The organism is Peptoniphilus gorbachii (genome assembly GCF_016908115.1).
Classification (GTDB): Bacteria; Bacillota; Clostridia; order Tissierellales; family Peptoniphilaceae; genus Peptoniphilus_A; species Peptoniphilus_A gorbachii.
The window spans coordinates 23,757-44,229 of record NZ_JAFBDH010000008.1 but is presented as its reverse complement, the minus strand read 5'-3'; the positions used below and the strand labels follow the sequence as shown (position 1 = coordinate 44,229).

Sequence of the window (20,473 nt, the reverse complement as noted above, 5' to 3'; positions counted from 1 at the left end):
ATTAAAGATAAGAATAAAGGAGATAATATGTTAAAAATACTCTTGTTAGAAGATGACAATACAATATCTTTTGCTATAAAAAAATATCTTGAAAAAATTAAATATTCCGTAAAAATTTTTAAAACTATTTCTGCCACTGAAGGCCTTTCTTTAAATGAATTTGATTTAATTATTTTAGATGTAAATCTACCTGACGGAAATGGATTTGATTACTTGAACTATGTTAGAAGTTTTTCAAAAATTCCTATTATTATGCTAACCGTTAAAAATGATGAAAAATATATTCTAAAAGGATTTTCAGAAGGTGCAGATGAATACATATCAAAACCTTTTTCTCTTCCTGTTTTGAAAGCTCGAATTGAAAATGTTTTGAAAAGGACTGGACATAAATCAGAAATTATTTTTAAAGACCTGACTTTAAATGATGATATTAAGTCTGCAGAATTAAGCGGCAAAAATTTGGATTTAAATATAAAAGAATATGCCCTTTTAAAACTTTTTATCGCACACAAAAATGAAAATTTACCAAGAGATTTTATTTTAGATAACATTTGGCAAAATGATTTTTATGAAATAAATGATAATACTCTTTCTGTAACAATTAAAAGACTTAGAAAAAAATTGGGTCCTGATTATGAAAAATACCTTAAAACTATAAGAGGATTTGGCTATAAGTGGTCGGAACTAGATATTGAAGAGAGCGTAAAAAAATGAAAAATTATAAAAAATATTTATTTTTGATTGCTTTTAATATTATTTTATCAATGCTTATCGTTTGCATAAGTCCACGATTTGACATGATTACTCTTTTTTATTTTATATTTTTGAATATCTTCATTTTTGCCTTTCTATTTTTATTTGAAAGAAATAAAAATATGAAAATAAATGATCAAATTGACGAAATTATAAATTTAATTCACTCTTTAAATCCAAACAAGGAAGTTTATAAAAAAAATGATGGTGAATTTGGAAAACTTAAAGATGAAATTACAAAAATTATTTTAGAAAATAAAAATATAATTGAAAATTCAAAAGAGAAGCAAAAGGTTTTAAGAGATTACTCAGAAGATCTTGCCCATCAAATAAAAACTCCCTTAACAGGTATTTTGTTGATGTTGGATTTAATTGAAGAAGACAAAGAAAATATAGATGAATATATTTTGTTAATAAGAAATAATATAAATCGGCTTGAAAATTTGACAGACATTCTTTTAAAGCTGGCTTCCCTTGATTCTGATATAACAAAGTTTAATTTAGAGTATGTAAATGTCTTGGAATTGCTAAAAAGTGTAAAAGAGGATTTAGATTCTTACTTTGGTCTAAAGAATTATGAAATTAAAATTTTTGGTGATGATTTTATTTTATATTGCGATAAAAAATGGACTCATGAGGCAATTTTAAATATCTGCAAAAATGCAATTGAAGCAAGTCCAGAGAATAATATCGAAATTATACTTAGAGAAAGTAATGTCTTTGAAAGCATTCTTGTCAAAGATTTCTCTCCAGGTATGAGTAAGGATACTTTAAAAAAAGCTATGCAGAGATTTTATAAATCTGACCCAAACAGTCAAGGCTATGGTATTGGACTTCCAATGGCAAAAACTATATTAAATAAAGAAAATGGCGACTTAATTTATAATCGCGAAAAAAAATATAATACTTTCGAGATGAGATTTTATAAATAACTATATAATTCTTCATTAATATGTGTCACTGACTAGTCACTTTATTTTGTTAATATGAGGAAAAGGAGGCAAATATGTTTATTTTACAGACAAATAATTTGACAAAAGTTTACGATGCTGAAGTCAAAGTAGAAGCGCTAGTTGATGTAAATTTTAATCTTTCTAAAGGTGATTTAGTTGCTATAATCGGAGACAGTGGCTCTGGAAAATCAACTTTCCTCCACCTTCTTGCTGGTGTTGACAAGCCAAGTAGTGGAGATATTTTTATTGAAGATAAAAATATTACTAAACTTAATAAGGAAGATCTTACAATTTTTAGAAGGCGAAATATTGGAGTTATATATCAGTTTTTTAACTTAATTCCAAATATTAATGTTAAAAAAAATATTTTGTTGCCAATACTTTTAGACGACAAAAAAGTTGACCAAGAATATTTTGATGAAATTCTTTCGATTCTCGGGATAAAGGATAAGTTAAATAGATTTCCAAGAGAACTATCTGGCGGCGAACAGCAAAGAGTTGCCATAGCAAGAAGTCTTATAACAAGACCTGCTATAGTTTTAGCTGACGAGCCTACAGGAAATTTAGATAGAAAAAATTCTGAGGATATAATTTCCCTTTTTAAGCTAGTGAATCAAAGGCTTAATTCCACTATCATGATAATAACTCATGATGAGAAAGTTGCAAATTCCTGTAATAAGGTTTATAAAATGGTAGACGGAAGATTTGTCTTTGTTGGAAGAAGGCTTGCAATGAAAATAATAAGTGACCTTGCAAATTCATCCATCAAAAACAATAAAAAAGATACTTTTGCCACAAGAGTTTCTATATTGCTTGCAGTAATTTTACTTGGAACAATTGTATTTATTTTAAGCGATTTGCGACAATCACAAATTAAATACTTAAAAAACACAGTTGGAGATTATGAAGTTTCTCTTTCAGAAATCGACAAACAAACCTACGATCTATTAGAAAAAAATAAGGATATTGAAAAAGTCCATTATGATAAAATAATTTCAACTGATATAGGTCTTATTATCTATGAGAAATCAAAATATTTTCTTGAAAATATAGACACTCACTTAATTGATGGAAGAAATCCAAAAAATTCAAGAGAAATAGTTGTTACAAAACAATTCCTAAATAAAAACAGAAATTATAAAATTGCTTCAAACATTAAAATTAATGAGAAAAATTATAAAATTGTTGGTGTTTACGAAGATTTTTCCTTTTCTTTTGAAGATCCTGTTGCTTTTTCTTATTTTGATGATAGTAAGGGTCTCGATTTTAAAATGGGTGAAAGCTATTTTGCCTATATCTGGTACAAAAATCCAAGAGATACTTACACCAATACCAGAAAAATTCTAAAAGAGTTAAATATTAATGAAAAGAAAGCCCTAGACAAGGGTCAACTTTTTTACAACGCATCTCTTTTGGAGTCAAAGATGATATTTCCAAAGGGAATTATCCCACCAAAAAGAGTTGTAAATTCATTTATTGAATCTTTTGGACTATTCTTTATCCTAATTCTTCTCTTTGCAGTTATGATTTATGGCTCCTTTAATGTTTACAATAATAGAGATATAAAAGAGCTTGCTCTCTTAAAATCTTCAGGCATGACGGAAAAACAAACCAAAAACCTTGTGAAGCTAAAGGCTTTTAAAATTTCATTTTTGCCCATTTTAATTGGAACTCTTTTGTCTTACTTAAATGCTATTTTTTTGACATATCTCATGTATATTAACAACCGCATAAGTTATAAAAATATGTCTAAAATTTTAAGTGATAATTTAGAAATGAGTGGTTTTAAATTCTATACTCCAGATATTAAATCAATCTTTATAATTTTATTTTTCTCACTACTAATGGTGTATATCTCTGCCATTGTGCCTGCTAGAAAAAGTTCAAAAATAAATATAGTTGAAGGTTTAAATGGATTAGATCCTAAAAAGAAAAAACAAGGCAAATCAAAAATTAAGGGCAGCATAGAAAAAACTCTCGCAAAGGATTATTTTAAAACTTACAAAAATACTTATAAAGTGATTTCAATTGCCATTTTGTTATCTTCTATTGCCATGAATGTTCTTTTAGTATCTGTATCTTATAGAAACATGAACGCAAAATATAATAAATTTGATGACCCTTATAATTTTGAAGCTTATCTTTTTTCTGATTCAAGATTAAATAAAAATATGGTTGATGATCTGAAAAATATAAATTTTGTAGATGAAATTCACATTTTTGAAGAAAAAGATTTTAAGTTCTATAAATCCGATAACAAAAATTTCTTATCAAATAAATTTGAAAATGATTTAGAAAATAAAAGTCAGTCAGAAGATTACTTTGTTACAATACTTGCTCTTTCAAAGGAGGATTTTAACAAAATTAAAAAAGAAAATAATTTGACAGAAGAAAGTAACTTTCTTTTGTTAAACAAAACACCAAAAAATAATTTTACTCCCTATAAATTTAGAAAATATATTCCTTTAACTGACTCAAAAAATAATACTATAAATCTGAGATATTATGATGGTGGAAAAATTATTAATATTAATAATTTATCTAATATAAAAAAATTCCCTTACAATTTAGAAGAACATCTAGGACTTGGAATTTATATTATCACAAATGAAAATTCTTTTGATGAGTTTATAAAAAAATATGGAAACGATCCAGCTAATCCTGCAAATAAATTTATTGTAAAAATAAAAGCAAAGGAAAATTTAAAAGATGTTTCTGAAGATGCAATAAAAATAATCACATCATATTTTCAAAAATCAGATTATTCAATCTTTTCTGACATCACAAGAAAAGCTATAGACTCTGAGCAAAGCCGAAATGAAAATCTATTAAGTTTTGGAATTCAAATAATCTTCTTAATTATTGCCCTATCCAACGCCTATAATTCTTTTCATGGAAATTTGCGAGCTAGAAAAAAAGAATTTAATCTTCTTTCTACTGCAGGTATGACTGATTCGCAAATTAGAAAAATGATAAATAATGAGCTAAATTTTTTAATTACAAGAATTCTTGCTATTTATACATTTGTATTTGCCTTATCAGTTTTTGCAAGAGCAAAAAGAAGTCCTTATGAAGTAAATTTTGCTATTAGAGAAATTTTAATTAATATAAATTATCTGCCTTTGTTATTTATTTTTATTGTAACAATAATTGGTTTACTCTTAGCACAAAAAAGTGGCATGAGAGAGCTATCTCGTGATAACATAATCGATAATTTAAAATAAATTAAATTTAAAGGAGACCTAGTCTATTTGGCTTTGGTCTCCTTCTTCTTTTCTATTTATTTTGCCCAGTTCATGGAATATTTTATGGCTTCGTGCCATCTCTTCATTTTTTTATTTCTTTCTTCCTCTTCCATTTTTGGTTCAAAATATTTTTCTATTTCATTGTATTCTCTAATTTCGTCAATATTTTTCCAAAATCCAACTGCAAGTCCTGCCATATAGCAAGCGCCAAGGGCTGTAAGTTCCACTACCTTTGGTCTTGTAACTTCAACTCCAAGAATGTCTGATAAAAATTGCATCAAGAAATTATTTTTGCTGACACCACCGTCAACCTTTAGTGATTTTATTTTTGTCTTTGAATCTTCTTCCATGGCTTCCACTACATCACAGCTTAAATATGCAATTGACTCCAAGGCTGCCCTTATTATGTGATATTTATTTACTGAGCCTGTAAGACCTACTATAGATCCTCTTGCGTATTGGTCCCAATAGGGTGCGCCTAGACCTGTAAAGGCTGGTATAAAGTAACAATCATTTGTATCTTTTACCTTGCTCGCCATGTACTCAGAGTCATCTGCTTGGTCAAGTATTCTAAGGTTATCTCTCAAGAAATTAATACAAGAGCCTGCTTCAAAAATTGATCCTTCAAGGGCATATTTTACCTCGCCATTTATGGACCATGCAATAGTAGATACAAGACCATTTTGTGATCTTATAAGTTCATCACCAGTATTCATAAGTATAAAAGCTCCTGTTCCAAAAGTGGATTTTGCCATTCCCTTCTCAAAGGAAGCTGTGCCAAAAAGTGATGACTGTTGATCTCCTATTGCTGATGCTATTGGAATTTCACAGCCTAAATATTTTGATTTGCTCTTACCATAAACTTCGCTTGAATTTTTTATTTCTGGAAGCATAGACTTTGGTATGTCAAAAATTTCTAAAAGTTCATCGTCCCATTTTTTCTCTTTTATGTTAAATAACATGGTTCTTGACGCATTTGTGTAGTCAGTTATGTGAACTTCGCCATCTGTGAGTTTATAGATGAGATAGGTTTCTACTGTCCCGAAGAGTAGTTCTCCTCTCTCAGCCATTTCTCTTGCGCCTTCTACATTTTCAAGAATCCATCTAATTTTTGTGGCAGAAAAATAGGGGTCAATTACAAGTCCAGTCTTTTCTTTTATTTTCTTTTCAAGGCCCTTTTCTTTTAATTCTTCACAATATTTTGAAGTCCTCTTACATTGCCAGACAATGGCGTTATAAACTGGCTCCATAGTCTTTTTATTCCAAACAATAGTTGTTTCTCTTTGGTTTGTAATTCCTATTGCAGCAATATCCTTTGGATCAATTCCCTTACGAGACATAGCTTCAACTGCAGTACCAATTTGCTTTGACCATAGGTCTTCTGCTTCTTCTTCCACATATCCAGGTTTTGGAAAGTGCTTAATTAAATCTTTTTGTGCAACTGAAACTGGATTTCCTTTTTTATCAAAAATTATAGTTCTAGCAGATGTTGTACCTGCATCAAATGCCATTATGTATTTCATTTAATCACCATCCTTATTATATCATTAAAGAGAGACTTTTTTGCAATTTAACTTTTTTCTAATAAGTGCTATAATTGTTTTAAATCTTTGCTGATATGGCTCAGTTGGTAGAGCAATTGATTCGTAATCAATAGGTCGGCGGTTCAAATCCGCCTATCAGCTCCATTTTAAACTATATGACAAAAGCTGACTTAAAGAAGCCAGCTTTTATTATCTTATAAAATTATCTTCCATATTTATCTATAATATTATCAATCATTTTAGAATTTCTTGAACTAATATTGTAATAAATATTATTTATTCTTATTGTAAGTCCTACTTTTACAAAGGAAATTTTATTTCCACTTGTAAAATAAACATTTATATAGTTTGCAATTTCTGCATTGGTATCTTTATTTGCTTGTTTTCCTCTTAAACTATTTAAATCTTTTACAATTTTATTTACAGTTTTTTCTTCCTTTATAGTCTTCATATTATCTGTTTTAAATCCGATTATTTCAATATAATCTACATCTTTAGGGTCAATATCCACAATTTTATTTCTCGAAGATACTAAACTAACACCAAAAAACATAATTACAACAAAAAATATAAATAGAACAATTTTAGATTTATTCGATTTCTTTTCTCTTCTCGCCATTATATATTTAAAACTCCGTTCATAAATACGTAAGCTCTTCCTCCAACTCTAATCCTGTTTTCAACATCAGTTAAACTAGTAAAAACCTTAGAAATTCTGCCTATGTAATCACCTTGTGTTGCCCTTATGTTTTTACTATCACTGATTTTATTTGAGCTTAGATAATGCATAGTAGCAGCAGTTGACGTTCCACTTCCAAATTCTTCATCTTCGCCAATTATTGGTGAAAAAGTTCTCTGTTTAATTTCTTTTCCGTCTTCAGTAGTAAAAGCGTGAATGGAAATTATATTTTCTTCCCTTGATATCTTTATTGCATCCTCTTTATTTAAGACAATTGATGACAATACCTCTTGATTTTTAACTGGCACTATTATGTCACAAGTTCCCGTTGAAATTTTTTCCATTTGTGCATTATTACAAATTTCAAGTCCAATATCATCTTGAGATAAATTTAAAACTTTTAAAATCTTATCTGTATCATGAAACTTTTCCTCTAATTTAATATCAAGATTCATATAAATATTTTTAATTTTTCCATTTTGATATTCTAATTCAACTGGGATTTTTCCTATTTTTGTGTGTTGAATAATTTTCTTTATGCCTTGATCTTCACTTTTTATATACTCGTTTTCTGCAAGGGCATAAAAAGTTGCGACAGTAGCATGTCCACATAAATTTATTTCTCCATGAGGAGTGAAAAATCTTGTTAAATATCTATCTCTATCTAATTCTCTTACAAATACAATTACGGATTGGTTAATATCCTTTGCAATATTTTCCATTTCCAAATCCGTAAGCCTTCCATCATCAATTACAACACCTGTTGAATTGCCCATAAAAGCCCTATCTGAAAAGGCTGATACTAAATAAGTTGTGTAAAATCTCTTCATATATTACAAAGCCCTCTGCAAAAGAAAATCAACTATCCTAGATAAATCTTCTTCACCATAATAATCTATTTCAATTTTTCCAACTTTTCCCTTTTTTTTGAAGCAAACCCTTGTACCAAGAGTTCTCTCAATTTCACTTCTTATATCTTCCATAAAAATATCTTCAACCTCTTGTTTCTTTCTCTTTGAAGTTTTTTTATTGTCATTTACAGGAAGAGAATTTTTTATAATTTTCATGGCTTCCTTATACTGTTTATCACCATCTTTTATTGAAAGAAGATTTTTCCCATGCGAAGGGCTTAATTTTTCTTCTTCCAAAAGTTTTAAAACCCTTGGATCTAACTTTAAAAGCCTTATTGTATTGCCAATATATTGGCGGCTTTTTCCAAGTTCATCTGCAAGTTCTTTTTGTGTCAAATCTTGAGAATCAAGTAAGTGCTTGTAACTCATAGCTTCTTCTACTGGATTTAAATCTTTTCTTTGAATATTTTCAATAATTGCAATTCTAGATGAAATATCATCAGATACATCTTTTATTATTGCTGGGACTTTTGATAGTCCAATTTCTTTTGCTGCTCTAAATCTTCTTTCTCCAGCTATGATTTCATATTTATCATTTTTTCTTTTGAGAAGTAGGGGTTGAATTATTCCATATTTTTCAATTGATTGAGATAAATCATATAGCTCATCCTTATTAAAATTTTTTCTAGGTTGATCTTCGTTGGGAACAATCTCATTTAAATCAATTTCCATGAGTCTAGAATTATCTTCATCAATAACTTCTCTTATTTTTTCACTAGAGGATAAGAAATTTCCTATTCCTCTTCCTAATCCATTCTTTTTAACCATCTATTTCACCTATTACTTCCTTAGCAAGATCTGTATATGCCTTTGCTCCTTTAGATTTATAGTCATAATCAAATATGTTCATGCCAAAACTTGGTGCTTCTGCAAGCCTAACATTTCTTGGTATAAAAGTTTTAAAAACTTTATCCTTAAAGAATTTTTCAACTTCTTCCACTACTTGATTAGAAAGATTAGTTCTTCCATCGTACATGCACATTACTACTCCCAAGATGCTTAAATTTGAATTGAAATTGTCTCTTACAAGAGTTATTGTATCCATAAGTTGCGTTACACCTTCAAGGGCATAATATTCGCACTGAACTGGTATAAGTATTTTGTCACTTGCTACTAAAGACATCATAGATAGAACTCCAAGAGAAGGAGGTGAGTCTATGATTACAAAATCATAATCATCCTTAATTTTATCTATCATTTTCTTCAGTTTAAATTGCCAATCATCGTATCTTGCAAGTTCAATTTCTACTCCAGCAAATTCTCTGCTTGACGGAATTATGTAGAGTTTATTAAAAGTGGTTTTATAAATAGAATCTACATCTTCATCAATTAAAAAATCGTAAATTATTTTTTCAAACTCATAGACTCCTAAGCCTGATGTTGCATTTCCTTGTGGATCCATATCGACTATTAGAGTTTTTTTGCCCCTCAAAGCTAGTGCTGAAGCTAAATTTATAACTGTGGTGCTTTTTCCAACGCCACCTTTTTGATTAAATACTGTAATTACAACAGACATTTTTTACCTCATTTCTATATTATTAATAATAACATGTTTGAAATTTTTTTAAAAGATTAAGCAAAAAAATAAGCTCCAAAAATTTTTTGAAGCTTTGCTCCACGTGGAGCATTTTTTTATTTTTTTATCGATGCTCTATGTAGAGCATTTTATTTTTTATGGGATTGATAGAATATTACATTTTATTTTTGCTCTACGTAGAGCATTTCTTTATGTTAATTTTTATAGAGGTGCTTTTCTTGGCTTTCCGCCGCCTCTTGGATATTTTTTATCTGTTTCTTTTACTTTTTTTATTACTATTATATAGTGATCAATATCATTAGGTAGGGGAGTGTGAATGACATCTTTTACTTCTCCACCCATTAATTCTATTGCTCTTTTCGCACTTTTTAATTCTTCCTTATACTCTGGTCCCTTTTGAGAAATAAAATATCCTCCAACTTTAACAAAAGCCATTGAATATTCTGTTAAAGTTGATAAATTGGCAACCGCTCTAGATACAGCAATATCATAACTTTCTCTATAATTTGGATCTCTTACAATTTCTTCTGCTCTTGCATGAATTGCCCTTATTTTCTTTAGATCAAGTTCTTCTATTACACCATTTAAAAAATCAATTCTTTTTCTAAGTGAATCAAGTAGAGTTATGTCTAAGTCTTCATTATAAAGCTTTAAGGGAAGACCTGGAAAGCCTGCACCTGTTCCAATGTCTATTATTTTTTTATCTTTCACAAATAAATCTGTTTTAAATAAGCTTAAAGAATCCAAAAAATGTTTTACATTAAATTCTTCATCTTCAGTAATTCTCGTTAAGTTTGTGTGTTTATTATATTCAAGAATTAATTCTTTATACTTTTCAAATTTATCAATGTTTTTTGTATCTAGACCGTAGTCTTCTATATAATCAATTAACATTTTTTCTCCTCATTTGTTCAAGATATATCAAGAGTACATTTATATCTGCTGGTGAAACACCTGTAATTCTAGATGCCTGACCAATTGATTCTGGCCTTATATCTGATAGTTTTTCTCTTGCTTCTATTCTTAGACCATCAATATTTTTGTAGTCAATATCTTTAGAAAGTTTTTTATTTTCTAGCTTTTTAAATTGTTTTATTTGAATTTCTTGTTTTTTAATGTAACCTTCGTATTTTATTTCTATTTCAATATTTCTTATTACATCATCACGCACAAAAGGTCTGTCCTTGTCAAAAACTGCTAGTTTTTTGTAGTCAAGCTCAGGTCTTTTTATAAGTTCATATAAGGAGAAGGAGTTTTGAGTTTCTGTTGAACCAAGGCTTTCAAGGATTTTATTGTTTTCAGCAGTTGGGTTAATTTGAATTTTTTTAATTCTATTAATTTCTTCTTCAATAGCATTTTTTCTGTAAAGATACCCTTCATATCTTTCGTCATCTACAAGACCAATTTCTCTTCCTCTCTCAGTAAGTCTTAAATCAGCATTATCTTGCCTTAATGTAAGCCTATATTCTGCTCTTGAAGTCATCATTCTATAAGGCTCCAAGCTTCCTTTTGTAACTAAATCATCAATTAAAACTCCAATATATGCTTCTGATCTATCTAGTACAAAGGGCTCTTTTCCTTTTACTTTTAGTGCTGCATTTATTCCTGCAACAATACCTTGGCATCCTGCTTCTTCATAGCCACTAGAACCATTAATTTGTCCTGCAAAAAATAGTCCCTCATAGTCCATATGTTCCAAGCTTCTCTTTAAAAGAGTTGCATCAATTGCATCATATTCTATGGCATAGGCAGGTCTTAATATTTTGCAATTTTCCATTCCAATTATTTCTTTATAAAATTGATGTTGAATTTCTACTGGAAGGGAAGAAGAAACGCCTTGAATATACATCTCATCAGTTGTTAATCCTTCAGGTTCTATGAAAACTTGATGGGCATCTCTATCTGCAAATCTTGTTACCTTGTCTTCAATTGAAGGGCAATATCTTGGACCTTTTCCTTCAATATCACCAAGTGCTAAAGCTGATCTTCCAATGTTTTCTCTTATAATATCGTGACATTTTTTTGTAGTATAAGTTAAATAGCAAAGTTCTTGGTGAATGTCATAGTCCTTGTCTATATTTAAAAAAGAAAAAGGAACAATTTTTTCGTCTCCAGCTTGTTCTTTCATGACAGAATAATCTATTGATTTTCTAAGAACTCTTGCAGGAGTACCTGTTTTAAGTCTTCTAAGTTTCATTCCAAAATCTTTTTCTAAGCTTTCTGAAAGATAATTTGCTGGACCAAAGCCACTAGGTCCTGAAGAATAATTTACTTCTCCCATAAATACTCTTGATCTAAGATAAGTTCCAGAGCAAATTACAACGCTTTTTGTCTTATATTTTGCCCCATTTTTAGTCAATACTCCTGTGACTTTATTTCCATCTTTTAAAATCTTAACGGCTTCATCTTGCACAAGATATAGATTACCTTCATTTTCCAAAACTCTTTTCATTTCTTCGTGATACTTTCTCTTGTCGGCTTGAACTCTAAGTGAGTGAACTGCTGGTCCCTTAGAAGTGTTTAGCATCCTTGATTGAATAAAAGTCTTGTCTATATTTTTCGCCATTTCGCCACCAAGTGCATCAATTTCACGAACTAAATGGCCCTTACCTGTACCACCAATGTTGGGGTTACAACTCATTTGTGCAATTGAATCTAAATTTATACATAATAAAAGAGTTTTTGCACCAAGTCTTGCCGATGCAAGAGCAGCTTCACTGCCTGCGTGGCCTGCTCCAATTACAACTGTGTCAAAATCTCCAGCTTCAAAATATTTAATATCTGACATCTTTACCTACTTTCCTATACAAAAATCAGAAAATACCCTGTCCAAAATATCTTCTGTCGTAATTGTTCCTGTTATTTCAGAAATGTGAGCAATTACATTTTCAAGGTCAACTTCAATTAAATCTAAAAACACCCTTTTATTTAGGCTCTCATTTACCTCTAAAAGCTCTTTTTTTGCTTCCTTTAATGCATTTATATGCCTTAAATTAGAAAGCACCGTATCAGAGGAAATTTGAAGCTCTCCATCAAAAAACAGATCTATAATAAGTTTTTCAACTTTCATAACAGATTCATTTTCCATTACTGAGAGTCTCAAATAATCATCCTCAAAATATTTTTCTATTTCTTCGTCAGAAATCTTTTGTTCTAAATCGTCCTTATTTAAAATTATGATGTGTTTTTTATTTTCAATTAATTTTAAAATTTCTTTGTCGTCTTCATCGAAGTCTCTTGATAAATCAAAAATTGCAATTACAAGGTCTGCATCCTTTAATTTTTCTCTTGCAATATTAACACCAATTTTCTCAACTTCGTCATCAGTTTCTCTAATCCCTGCAGTATCAGAAATTTTTAATAAAACTCCATCTAAGTTGATGTAATCTTCAATTACATCTCTAGTAGTTCCTGCTATGTCTGTAACAATTGCTCTGTCGTATTTTAAGAGACCATTTAAAAGAGAAGATTTGCCAACATTTGGCTTTCCAAGAATGACTGTATTTATTCCATCTCTAAGAAGTCTTGAATTTTTAGAATTTTCAAGTAGATTATCTATTTTATCAAGAATTTTTTTACTTCTATCTAAAAGATCATTATAGGCAGCATCTTCTATATCTTCATCAGGAAAATCAATATTTGCCACAATCAGAGCCTGCATGGATACAAGTTCATCCTTTAATTTATTTAAAACTTCGCTAAGAGCACCACTTAATTGATTTAAACCAAGGTCAAAGGAAATATCTGTCTTGGCTTTAATAAGATCTATTACAGCTTCAGCTTGGGTTAAATCAATTCTTCCATTTAAAAAACCCCTTTTAGTAAACTCACCTTTTTCAGCAAGTCTTGCACCCTTTGATAAAATTAAATTTAAAATTCTCTTAACAGATACAACTCCGCCATGACAGTGAATTTCAACAATATCTTCTGCAGTGTAAGAGTGAGGTCCCTTCATCTTAACAACTAAAACTTCATCAATTTTTTTGTCAGCATCATAAATGTGACCATACATGAATTTTCTATTTTCTGCATCTTTCATCTTAATTTTACTTGCAGCTACAAAAATTTTATCTATTATATTTATTGAATCTTCGCCGCTCATTCTTACAATTGCAATACCAGCTTCGCCAATAGCAGTAGAAATTGCAGCTATAGTATCATTTAAATTTCCCATTATATCAGTCCTTTTAAACTATATTACTACAATTAAAAGAAATAAAAAAGAAGGCTTTTAAAATAAAGCCCTCTAAAAAATATTTTTACATCAATATTTTCTTTCTTTTTGAATTACAACTTTTCTAAAAGGATCTTTTCCTTCAGAATGTGTAAGTACTCCTTCATAATCTTGCAAAGCTGTATGAATAATTTTTCTTTCATAAGAATTCATAGGTTCAAGTTTAACTGACCTTCCAGTCTTAGTAACTTTATTTGCCATTTTATTTGCAAGGTTTATAAGAGTTTCTTTTCTCTTTTCTCTATAACCACTAGAATCTAAATTGACTCTAATATATCTTGAAGATTTTTTATTGACAAGTAAATTTAAAATATATTGGATTGAATCAAGAGTTACACCTCTTTTTCCAATTAAAATTCCAAGTCTATTTTCATCTCCATTGACATTTATGTTTAGAGTATTATCATCAAGTTCCATTTCCACAATGTTTTCAAGTTCCAAAGTATCAAGAATTTTTGAAATAAACTCTCTTGCAGTAGCTAAAATTTCTTCATTTTCTTCTTCAATGCTTTTTAGACTTTCTTCAACATCTATAACTTCTTTTTCATCATTATTAGAAACTTCATTATTTTCTATTTCAAGTTCAACATCATTTTGAACTGCGTCTTGGCTCTTCTCTGATTCAATTTCTTCATTAAATATTTCATTTAAAATACTTTTAGTCTCGTCTTCTTTTTGCCAAACTTTAACAGTGGCATCTTTAGAACCAATAAGTCCTAAAAATCCTTTTTGACCTTCATCAAGTACTTCAATTTCAGCATTTTCTCTTGAAATATTTAATTCGCTTAGAGCCTCTCTTACTGCTTCATCTACGGATTTTCCCGTTTTAATTACATAATTCATTACTTATCCTTAACCTCAACTTCTTCAATCTCTTCTTCTACAATCCTGTTAGTAATAAGCTGTTGGACTATTGAAAATATATTAGAAACAGTCCAATAAATAACAAGACCAGCTGCATATTTTCTTGCCATAGAAAAAATTAAAATAGGCATTACAACCATCATAGTAGTCATCATAGACTTAGCTTGATCAGCACCTGCACCTTGTGTAGCAGGGTTTTTAGTAGTAATAAAACTTACTAAAAATGTAGAAACAGCAGCTATAACTGGCATAATAAAAGTTGGATCAACATGATCAATATTCTTTATATAAAAGAAATTCTTGTTCATGGCTTCGTAAAAACCTGGGTCTGTAAAAGCGTAGGTTTGCGGATTCCAAAAAACTCTATAGAAAGCAATTAAGACAACCATTGTAATAATCATAGGTAAACAACCTGCAGCAATGTTTGTATTAGCATCTTTATAAAGTTTTTGTTGCTTTGCAGCTAAAGTTTGTGGGTCATTTTTGTACTTTTTTTGAATTTTTTTAAGCTCTGGTTGAAGTTTTGCCATTTTCTTTTGATTTTTCATTTGAGAAATGTTAAGTGGCAAAATTAAAAGCTTAATAATAATTGTTGCGACTATAATTGAAAGTGCAAAATATGAAACTTGAGCTGGTTCATGAGGTAAAATTGTAGCAAGTCCGTCATATATGAACTTTACAAAAATACCAAGTATAGAACTAATTAAATGCATTAATAAATTCCTCCAATATTAAATGAGAGGATCGTAACCGCCTTTATGAAAGGGATGGCATTTTAGAATTCTTCTAATAGTAAGATAAGTTCCCTTAAAAAAACCATATTTCTCGTAGGCTTCATAACTATATTGTGAACAAGTGGGTGTAAATCTACAGTGTCTTCCTGGTAAAAGGTATGTCGAAATAAATTTTTGATAAAATCTTATTAAAATCATACAAATTTTACTCATTTAATCATCTTCTTTTGTCTTTTTAAAACAGAAAAAAAAGAATCCATAAAGTCATTAAAATCAGATTCGCATGCTTCCTTTTTTACAACAAAAACATAATCGTAACCTGCTTTTATTTTATGAGAATTCTCTCTTAAAAGGTGTTTTAATCTTCTTCTAACAAAATTTCTCTTTACTGCATTTCCAATTTTTTTAGTGGTGGTAATACCAAATCTTGGATAATCTCTATTGTTTTTTACAGTAAAAAGAGTAATAAATTTTGATCCAGAAATCTTCTTATTAGAATAAACCCTTTGAAATTCACTATTTTTTTTTAAATAACAATCCTTCATTATAAAACCTAAGCTGAAAGTCTCTTTCTGCCCTTTCTTCTTCTTGCTTTGATAACGGCTCTACCTGCTCTAGTTCTCATTCTTGAACGAAAACCGTGTTCTCTTTTTCTTTGTTTATTTTTTGGTTGAAAAGTTCTCTTCAAAGTTCTCACCTCTTTCTATCCTTATCATTTTATTTACAAATGGGAGTCTTGTCAAGTAATATAGGTGATTTATTAAAAAAAATGATATGAAAATAATTTTATAATAATAAAAATAATATCTAATTATAAATATTGCTAAATCGCTTATTGTTGATAAGTATAGCAATATTTGTTAAAATATATGTGGATAAATATAAAGTGTATGTGAATAAAAACAAAATTGTTTATAAATAAAGTTATTAACATTCTGTTGATAAATTGTTGATAATTTTATTTTTATTTTTTTAAATTTCTAAATAATCGGTTTTTTAAGTAATTTTATCAACAATTTTACTAAACACGTACTGTTAATATTTATTTATCCACAAATTTATTCACAATTGTAGATTTAATTATAAACGTAAAATTATCAACAATTTATTATTTGTTAATTTAGGAGGAAATATGGACAAAGAACTTTCCACTATGTGGGAATCTTTTTTAAAAGAACTTGAAAAGAGATCTATGTCTCAAGTTACATATTCCACTTGGTTTTCCAGAATGCTCCCAAAATCAATTGACTACGATAATAAGAAAATTATAATAAAAGTTCCTTCACCTTTTATAAGGGATTATCTAGTAAATAATAAGAGGCATTTCGATTTAGTCGGCGATGCTTTAAAGGAAATTACTGGCATTGATTTTGATATAAGCATTATTTCAGATGATGAATCAACTGATTCAAATCCTGCAGATATTGTAAATAAGCCTTTTTTAAATGTTTCTAGGCTAAATCCAAAATATACTTTTGATACATTCGTAGTTGGAAAGAGCAATGAATTTGCCCATGCAGCTGCACTTGCAGTGTCTGAAAATTATGAAAATCCACAAAATGCATTTTCAAATCCATTATTTATATATGGAGGTGTTGGACTTGGTAAGACCCACTTAATGCATGCAATTGGACATTTTGTACTAGAACAAGATCCTACTAAGAAAATTTTATATGTTACTAGTGAACAATTCACAAATGAACTTATAAATTCTATTCAAACTAATAAAAATGAAGACTTTAGAAATAAATATAGAAAAGTTGATCTTCTATTAATCGATGATATTCAGTTTATAGCTGATAAAGATAGGACTCAGGAAGAATTTTTCCATACTTTTAATGAACTTCACGAGCAAAATAAGCAAATTGTCCTAACATCTGATAAACCTCCAAAGGACATTAAAAGTCTTGAAGAAAGGTTAATTTCAAGATTTGCCTGGGGACTTGTGGTGGATATTGGTCCACCTGATCTTGAAACTAGAATTGCAATTTTAAGAAAAAAAGCTGATTCCGAAGGTTTTGAAGTTAGCCAAGAGGTTATGAATTTTATTGCTGAAAATGTAAGAAGTAACATTAGAGAACTTGAAGGAGCTCTCTCTCGTGTAATGGCATATTCCAAACTCACTGATTCTGAAATTTCAGTTGATTCTGCTGCCATAGTTCTTCGTGATATTTACGAAACTAAGACAAAAAAACAAATTACTGCAGAATTTATTAAGTCTGAAGTGGCAAAAAAATATGGTTTAACTACTGATGATTTAAATTCAAGAAAGAGAACGAAAGCTATTGCATATCCAAGGCAAATAGCCATGTATATTACTAGAGAACTTACTGATTTAAGTCTTCCAAAAATAGGCGATGTATTTGGTGGTCGTGATCATTCTACTGTAATTCATGCTTATGATAAAATAACTGAGGATTTAGATAATGATCCTATATTTAAAATTGAGATAACAAATTTAATAAAAGAAATAAAATCATAACTGTTGATAACTTTTTATAATCCTAAAACTTATCAACATGTTATCAATATTAAATTTTATTATATCTCATATGTTTGAAGGTCTTATTAACAAATTAACAAGCCCTACTACTATTACTAATTAATATACTATTTTCTAGGAGGAAAAAATGCTAATAAAGGTTAACAGAAAAGAACTTACAAAACACATTTCAATAGTTCAAAAAGCAATTTCTCAAAGAACAACTATGCAAATACTTGAGGGCATAAAAATTTCAGCTAAAGACAATACCTTAATACTTACTGCAACTGATACAGAAATAAGTATTAAGACAAAATTAAATGCCATAGTTGAAAGAGAAGGAGAAATCGTAATAAATTCAAGACTCTTTGGAGATATTATAAGAAAGCTTGAAAATGACATTATAAATATAAATGTAGAAAATTATGTGATGAATCTAAAATGTGGCGACTCTATTTTTAATATTTCTACACAAAAAGCAGATGAATATCCTGATCTTCCAAAGCTTGAAGAGGATATTAAAATAGTTATATCTTCTAAAGATTTAAAAAATATTGTAAAGAAAACAACTTTTGCAGTTTCTACAGATGAATCAAGAATTGTATTTACTGGCGTTTTAATGGATATAAAGAAAAACTTTATAAATTTTGTTGCACTAGATGGATTTAGAATGGCAATTCAAAAGCTTGTTAAGGAAACTGGCATAGAAAATAAAGTTATTATTCCATCAAGATCACTTAATGAACTTGTAAAAATAATTGACGATGATATAGATGTAACTCTTAATATTTCAAGAAATAATATAGTTTTTAAATTTGATGAAACTGTATTTTATAGCACTCTATTAAGTGGAGAATTTTTCAGCTACAGTGCACTTTTGAGAGATGAACACAAAATTTCTACTACTGTTTCTAAAAGAGAATTTCAACTTGCAGTTGAAAGAGCATCTCTACTTGCAAGAGAAGATAGAGCAAATCTTATAAAGTTAAATGTAAATGAAAGCTATATTGATATAAAAAGTAATTCTGAAATTGGTGATGTTTTTGAAAAAGTAAAAACATCAGAACATGATGAAACTTTGGATATTGCTTTTAATTCAAGATATATTTTAGATGGAGTTAAAATTTTAGAATCAGAAGAAATTGTGCTTAATTTCACAGATTCTGTAAATCCACTAATAATAACTGAAGTGGAAGACGACTCATATATTTATCTTGTACTTCCAGTAAGACTTGCGGGGTAATATGGAAACTATAAATATAGATACTGAATATATAAAACTAGATTCTCTTCTAAAACTTACAGGACTTGCTGAATCAGGAGGATTTGCAAAAGCTATGATTTTAGATGGACTTGTTAAAGTTAATGGAGAAGTAGAAACTAGAAGAGGCAAAAAATTATATAAGGGAGATAAAATTTCCTTTATGGGAAATGAATTTGTTATTGGTGAAAAATGAAACTCAAATATCTAAGACTTTTTAATTTCAGAAATTACAAGAGTTTAGATTTTAATCCTGGTGAAAATATAAATGTTCTCTACGGTTTAAATGCTTCAGGAAAGACAAATTTAATTGAATCAATTTATATGTCTATAAGGGCAAATTCCTTTAGAAATTCAAAGGACAAAGATCTTATAAATATAGATGAAAATTCTTCTAGTATTATTTCTAGATATAATACTTATGATTATAAAGATGACTTTAGAGTTGAAATTTCAAAATTTGAAAATAAAAAATTATTTATTAATGATGAAAAAGTAAATACAAAGGACTTTAGAAAATCAAGATTTGTGGTCCTATTTAATCCTGATGATCTCAATATGATAAAATATTCACCAAAAGAAAGAAGAAAATTTTTAGACGATTTGCTATCTAATATTGATTTAAACTATGATTTTTATATGTATAAATACAGAAGACTTTTATTCGAGAGAAATAAACTTTTGAAAATGAATATGGATAAAAATCTCTTAGATGTATATGACAGAGAAATCGTAAAAAATGGCACAAAAATAATCATTATGAGGCTAAAGACAATTAAGAAATTAAATGAAATTGCAAAAGAGCATTATAAATTAATTTCTGGAGATGATTTAAATATTACTTATCTCTCAACAGTTCCAGTTTTTGTAGATGAAAGAGAACTTATGGAAAATTATTTTAAACTCATGAAGGATTCTCTAAACAAGGACATGGAGAAAAAATATACCACTATTGGTCCTCACAGAGATGATTTAGATTTTAAAATCAACAAATTTTCTTCTAAAAGTTATGGTTCTCAAGGTGAACAGAGAAGTATTGTACTTAGTTTAAAATTAGCTGAAGCAGATTTAATAAAAGATTTATATAAAATAAAACCTCTCCTTCTTCTTGATGATGTTTTTTCTGAAATTGATTCAAATAGAAGTAGGTATTTATTACATTCATTAAAAGATTTACAGACCTTTATTACTACAACAGAAACTGATGAATTTTTAAAATCAGTTGATGCAAATTTTTATAGAATAAGTGAAGGCAAAGTAATGTATTAGAATAGGA

General features: G+C 28.9%; 20 protein-coding genes, 1 tRNA gene and 1 pseudogene. 9 read left to right on the top strand and 13 right to left on the bottom strand.

Going from position 1 to position 20,473, the window contains the following annotated elements:
- Nucleotides 1-27: 27 nt before the first annotated feature.
- From JOD41_RS07705 to JOD41_RS09220, 4 genes and pseudogenes are all read left to right on the top strand, one after another.
- Nucleotides 28-714 (top strand): response regulator transcription factor, encoded by a 687-nt coding sequence (locus JOD41_RS07705; protein ID WP_205052323.1) that lies wholly within the window; start codon nt 28-30, stop codon nt 712-714.
- A 161-nt stretch (nt 715-875) separates the two neighbouring features.
- Nucleotides 876-1,685 carry a sensor histidine kinase gene (locus JOD41_RS07700; RefSeq protein WP_205052322.1) on the top strand — a complete coding sequence of 270 codons (810 nt, stop codon included), beginning with the start codon at nt 876-878 and terminating at the stop codon, nt 1,683-1,685.
- A 74-nt stretch (nt 1,686-1,759) separates the two neighbouring features.
- A pseudogene (locus tag JOD41_RS09225) lies at nt 1,760-2,425 on the top strand (ABC transporter ATP-binding protein); the annotation flags it as partial.
- 12 nt (nt 2,426-2,437) lie between these two features.
- Complete coding sequence (locus JOD41_RS09220; RefSeq protein WP_338046856.1) at nt 2,438-4,930, top strand: FtsX-like permease family protein; 2,493 nt, start codon at nt 2,438-2,440, stop codon at nt 4,928-4,930.
- Nucleotides 4,931-4,986: 56 nt separating this feature from the next.
- On the opposite strand, the gene glpK is transcribed toward JOD41_RS09220, so the two are convergent.
- Nucleotides 4,987-6,474 carry a glycerol kinase GlpK gene (gene glpK / locus JOD41_RS07690; protein ID WP_205052320.1) on the bottom strand — a complete coding sequence of 496 codons (1,488 nt, stop codon included), beginning with the start codon at nt 6,472-6,474 and terminating at the stop codon, nt 4,987-4,989.
- 89 nt (nt 6,475-6,563) lie between these two features.
- Here glpK and JOD41_RS07685 point away from each other — a divergent pair.
- A tRNA-Thr gene (locus JOD41_RS07685) sits at nt 6,564-6,639 on the top strand.
- 58 nt (nt 6,640-6,697) lie between these two features.
- Here JOD41_RS07685 and JOD41_RS07680 read toward each other — a convergent pair.
- From JOD41_RS07680 to rpmH, 12 genes are all read right to left on the bottom strand, one after another.
- Nucleotides 6,698-7,114: a hypothetical protein gene (locus tag JOD41_RS07680; protein ID WP_205052319.1), complete on the bottom strand. Its 417-nt coding sequence runs from the start codon at nt 7,112-7,114 to the stop codon at nt 6,698-6,700.
- A complete protein-coding gene (locus JOD41_RS07675; RefSeq protein ID WP_156701606.1) occupies nt 7,114-8,004 on the bottom strand; it encodes a PhzF family phenazine biosynthesis protein in 891 nt (296 codons plus the stop codon). Before JOD41_RS07675 ends, JOD41_RS07680 begins: the two co-directional genes overlap by 1 nt.
- 3 nt (nt 8,005-8,007) lie before the next feature.
- A complete protein-coding gene (locus tag JOD41_RS07670) occupies nt 8,008-8,853 on the bottom strand; it encodes a ParB/RepB/Spo0J family partition protein (protein WP_205052318.1) in 846 nt (281 codons plus the stop codon).
- Nucleotides 8,846-9,601 carry a ParA family protein gene (locus tag JOD41_RS07665; RefSeq protein WP_205052317.1) on the bottom strand — a complete coding sequence of 252 codons (756 nt, stop codon included), beginning with the start codon at nt 9,599-9,601 and terminating at the stop codon, nt 8,846-8,848. The genes JOD41_RS07670 and JOD41_RS07665 overlap by 8 nt, the downstream gene beginning before the upstream one ends.
- Nucleotides 9,602-9,823: 222 nt before the next feature.
- On the bottom strand, nt 9,824-10,516 hold the full coding sequence (gene rsmG, locus JOD41_RS07660; RefSeq protein WP_205052316.1) for a 16S rRNA (guanine(527)-N(7))-methyltransferase RsmG: 693 nt from the start codon (nt 10,514-10,516) through the stop codon (nt 9,824-9,826).
- Nucleotides 10,506-12,410, bottom strand: a complete 1,905-nt coding sequence (gene mnmG / locus JOD41_RS07655; RefSeq protein WP_205052315.1) for a tRNA uridine-5-carboxymethylaminomethyl(34) synthesis enzyme MnmG — start codon at nt 12,408-12,410, stop codon at nt 10,506-10,508. Before mnmG ends, rsmG begins: the two co-directional genes overlap by 11 nt.
- A 6-nt stretch (nt 12,411-12,416) precedes the next feature.
- A complete protein-coding gene (gene mnmE, locus JOD41_RS07650) occupies nt 12,417-13,796 on the bottom strand; it encodes a tRNA uridine-5-carboxymethylaminomethyl(34) synthesis GTPase MnmE (RefSeq protein WP_205052314.1) in 1,380 nt (459 codons plus the stop codon).
- Between the two features lie 90 nt (nt 13,797-13,886).
- The gene (gene jag / locus JOD41_RS07645; protein ID WP_205052313.1) at nt 13,887-14,699 is read right to left on the bottom strand and encodes an RNA-binding cell elongation regulator Jag/EloR; all 813 of its coding nucleotides are present in this window, start codon (nt 14,697-14,699) and stop codon (nt 13,887-13,889) included.
- Nucleotides 14,699-15,433, bottom strand: coding sequence for a YidC/Oxa1 family membrane protein insertase (locus JOD41_RS07640; RefSeq protein WP_205052312.1), 735 nt, complete (start codon nt 15,431-15,433; stop codon nt 14,699-14,701). Before JOD41_RS07640 ends, jag begins: the two co-directional genes overlap by 1 nt.
- Before the next feature lie 18 nt (nt 15,434-15,451).
- On the bottom strand, nt 15,452-15,667 hold the full coding sequence (gene yidD / locus JOD41_RS07635; protein WP_205052311.1) for a membrane protein insertion efficiency factor YidD: 216 nt from the start codon (nt 15,665-15,667) through the stop codon (nt 15,452-15,454).
- The gene (gene rnpA, locus JOD41_RS07630) at nt 15,664-15,999 is read right to left on the bottom strand and encodes a ribonuclease P protein component (protein WP_205052310.1); all 336 of its coding nucleotides are present in this window, start codon (nt 15,997-15,999) and stop codon (nt 15,664-15,666) included. Before rnpA ends, yidD begins: the two co-directional genes overlap by 4 nt.
- A gap of 8 nt (nt 16,000-16,007) precedes the next feature.
- Nucleotides 16,008-16,142 carry a 50S ribosomal protein L34 gene (rpmH, locus tag JOD41_RS07625; RefSeq protein WP_019139068.1) on the bottom strand — a complete coding sequence of 45 codons (135 nt, stop codon included), beginning with the start codon at nt 16,140-16,142 and terminating at the stop codon, nt 16,008-16,010.
- Nucleotides 16,143-16,586: 444 nt separating this feature from the next.
- Here rpmH and dnaA point away from each other — a divergent pair, with 444 nt between their 5' ends.
- From dnaA to recF, 4 genes are all read left to right on the top strand, one after another.
- The gene (gene dnaA / locus JOD41_RS07620; RefSeq protein WP_205052309.1) at nt 16,587-17,936 is read left to right on the top strand and encodes a chromosomal replication initiator protein DnaA; all 1,350 of its coding nucleotides are present in this window, start codon (nt 16,587-16,589) and stop codon (nt 17,934-17,936) included.
- A gap of 148 nt (nt 17,937-18,084) precedes the next feature.
- Complete coding sequence (gene dnaN, locus JOD41_RS07615; protein WP_205052308.1) at nt 18,085-19,179, top strand: DNA polymerase III subunit beta; 1,095 nt, start codon at nt 18,085-18,087, stop codon at nt 19,177-19,179.
- A 1-nt stretch (nt 19,180) separates the two neighbouring features.
- Nucleotides 19,181-19,393, top strand: coding sequence for a S4 domain-containing protein YaaA (gene yaaA / locus JOD41_RS07610; protein ID WP_205052307.1), 213 nt, complete (start codon nt 19,181-19,183; stop codon nt 19,391-19,393).
- On the top strand, nt 19,390-20,466 hold the full coding sequence (gene recF / locus JOD41_RS07605; protein WP_205052306.1) for a DNA replication/repair protein RecF: 1,077 nt from the start codon (nt 19,390-19,392) through the stop codon (nt 20,464-20,466). The genes yaaA and recF overlap by 4 nt, the downstream gene beginning before the upstream one ends.
- Nucleotides 20,467-20,473 lie beyond the last annotated feature (7 nt).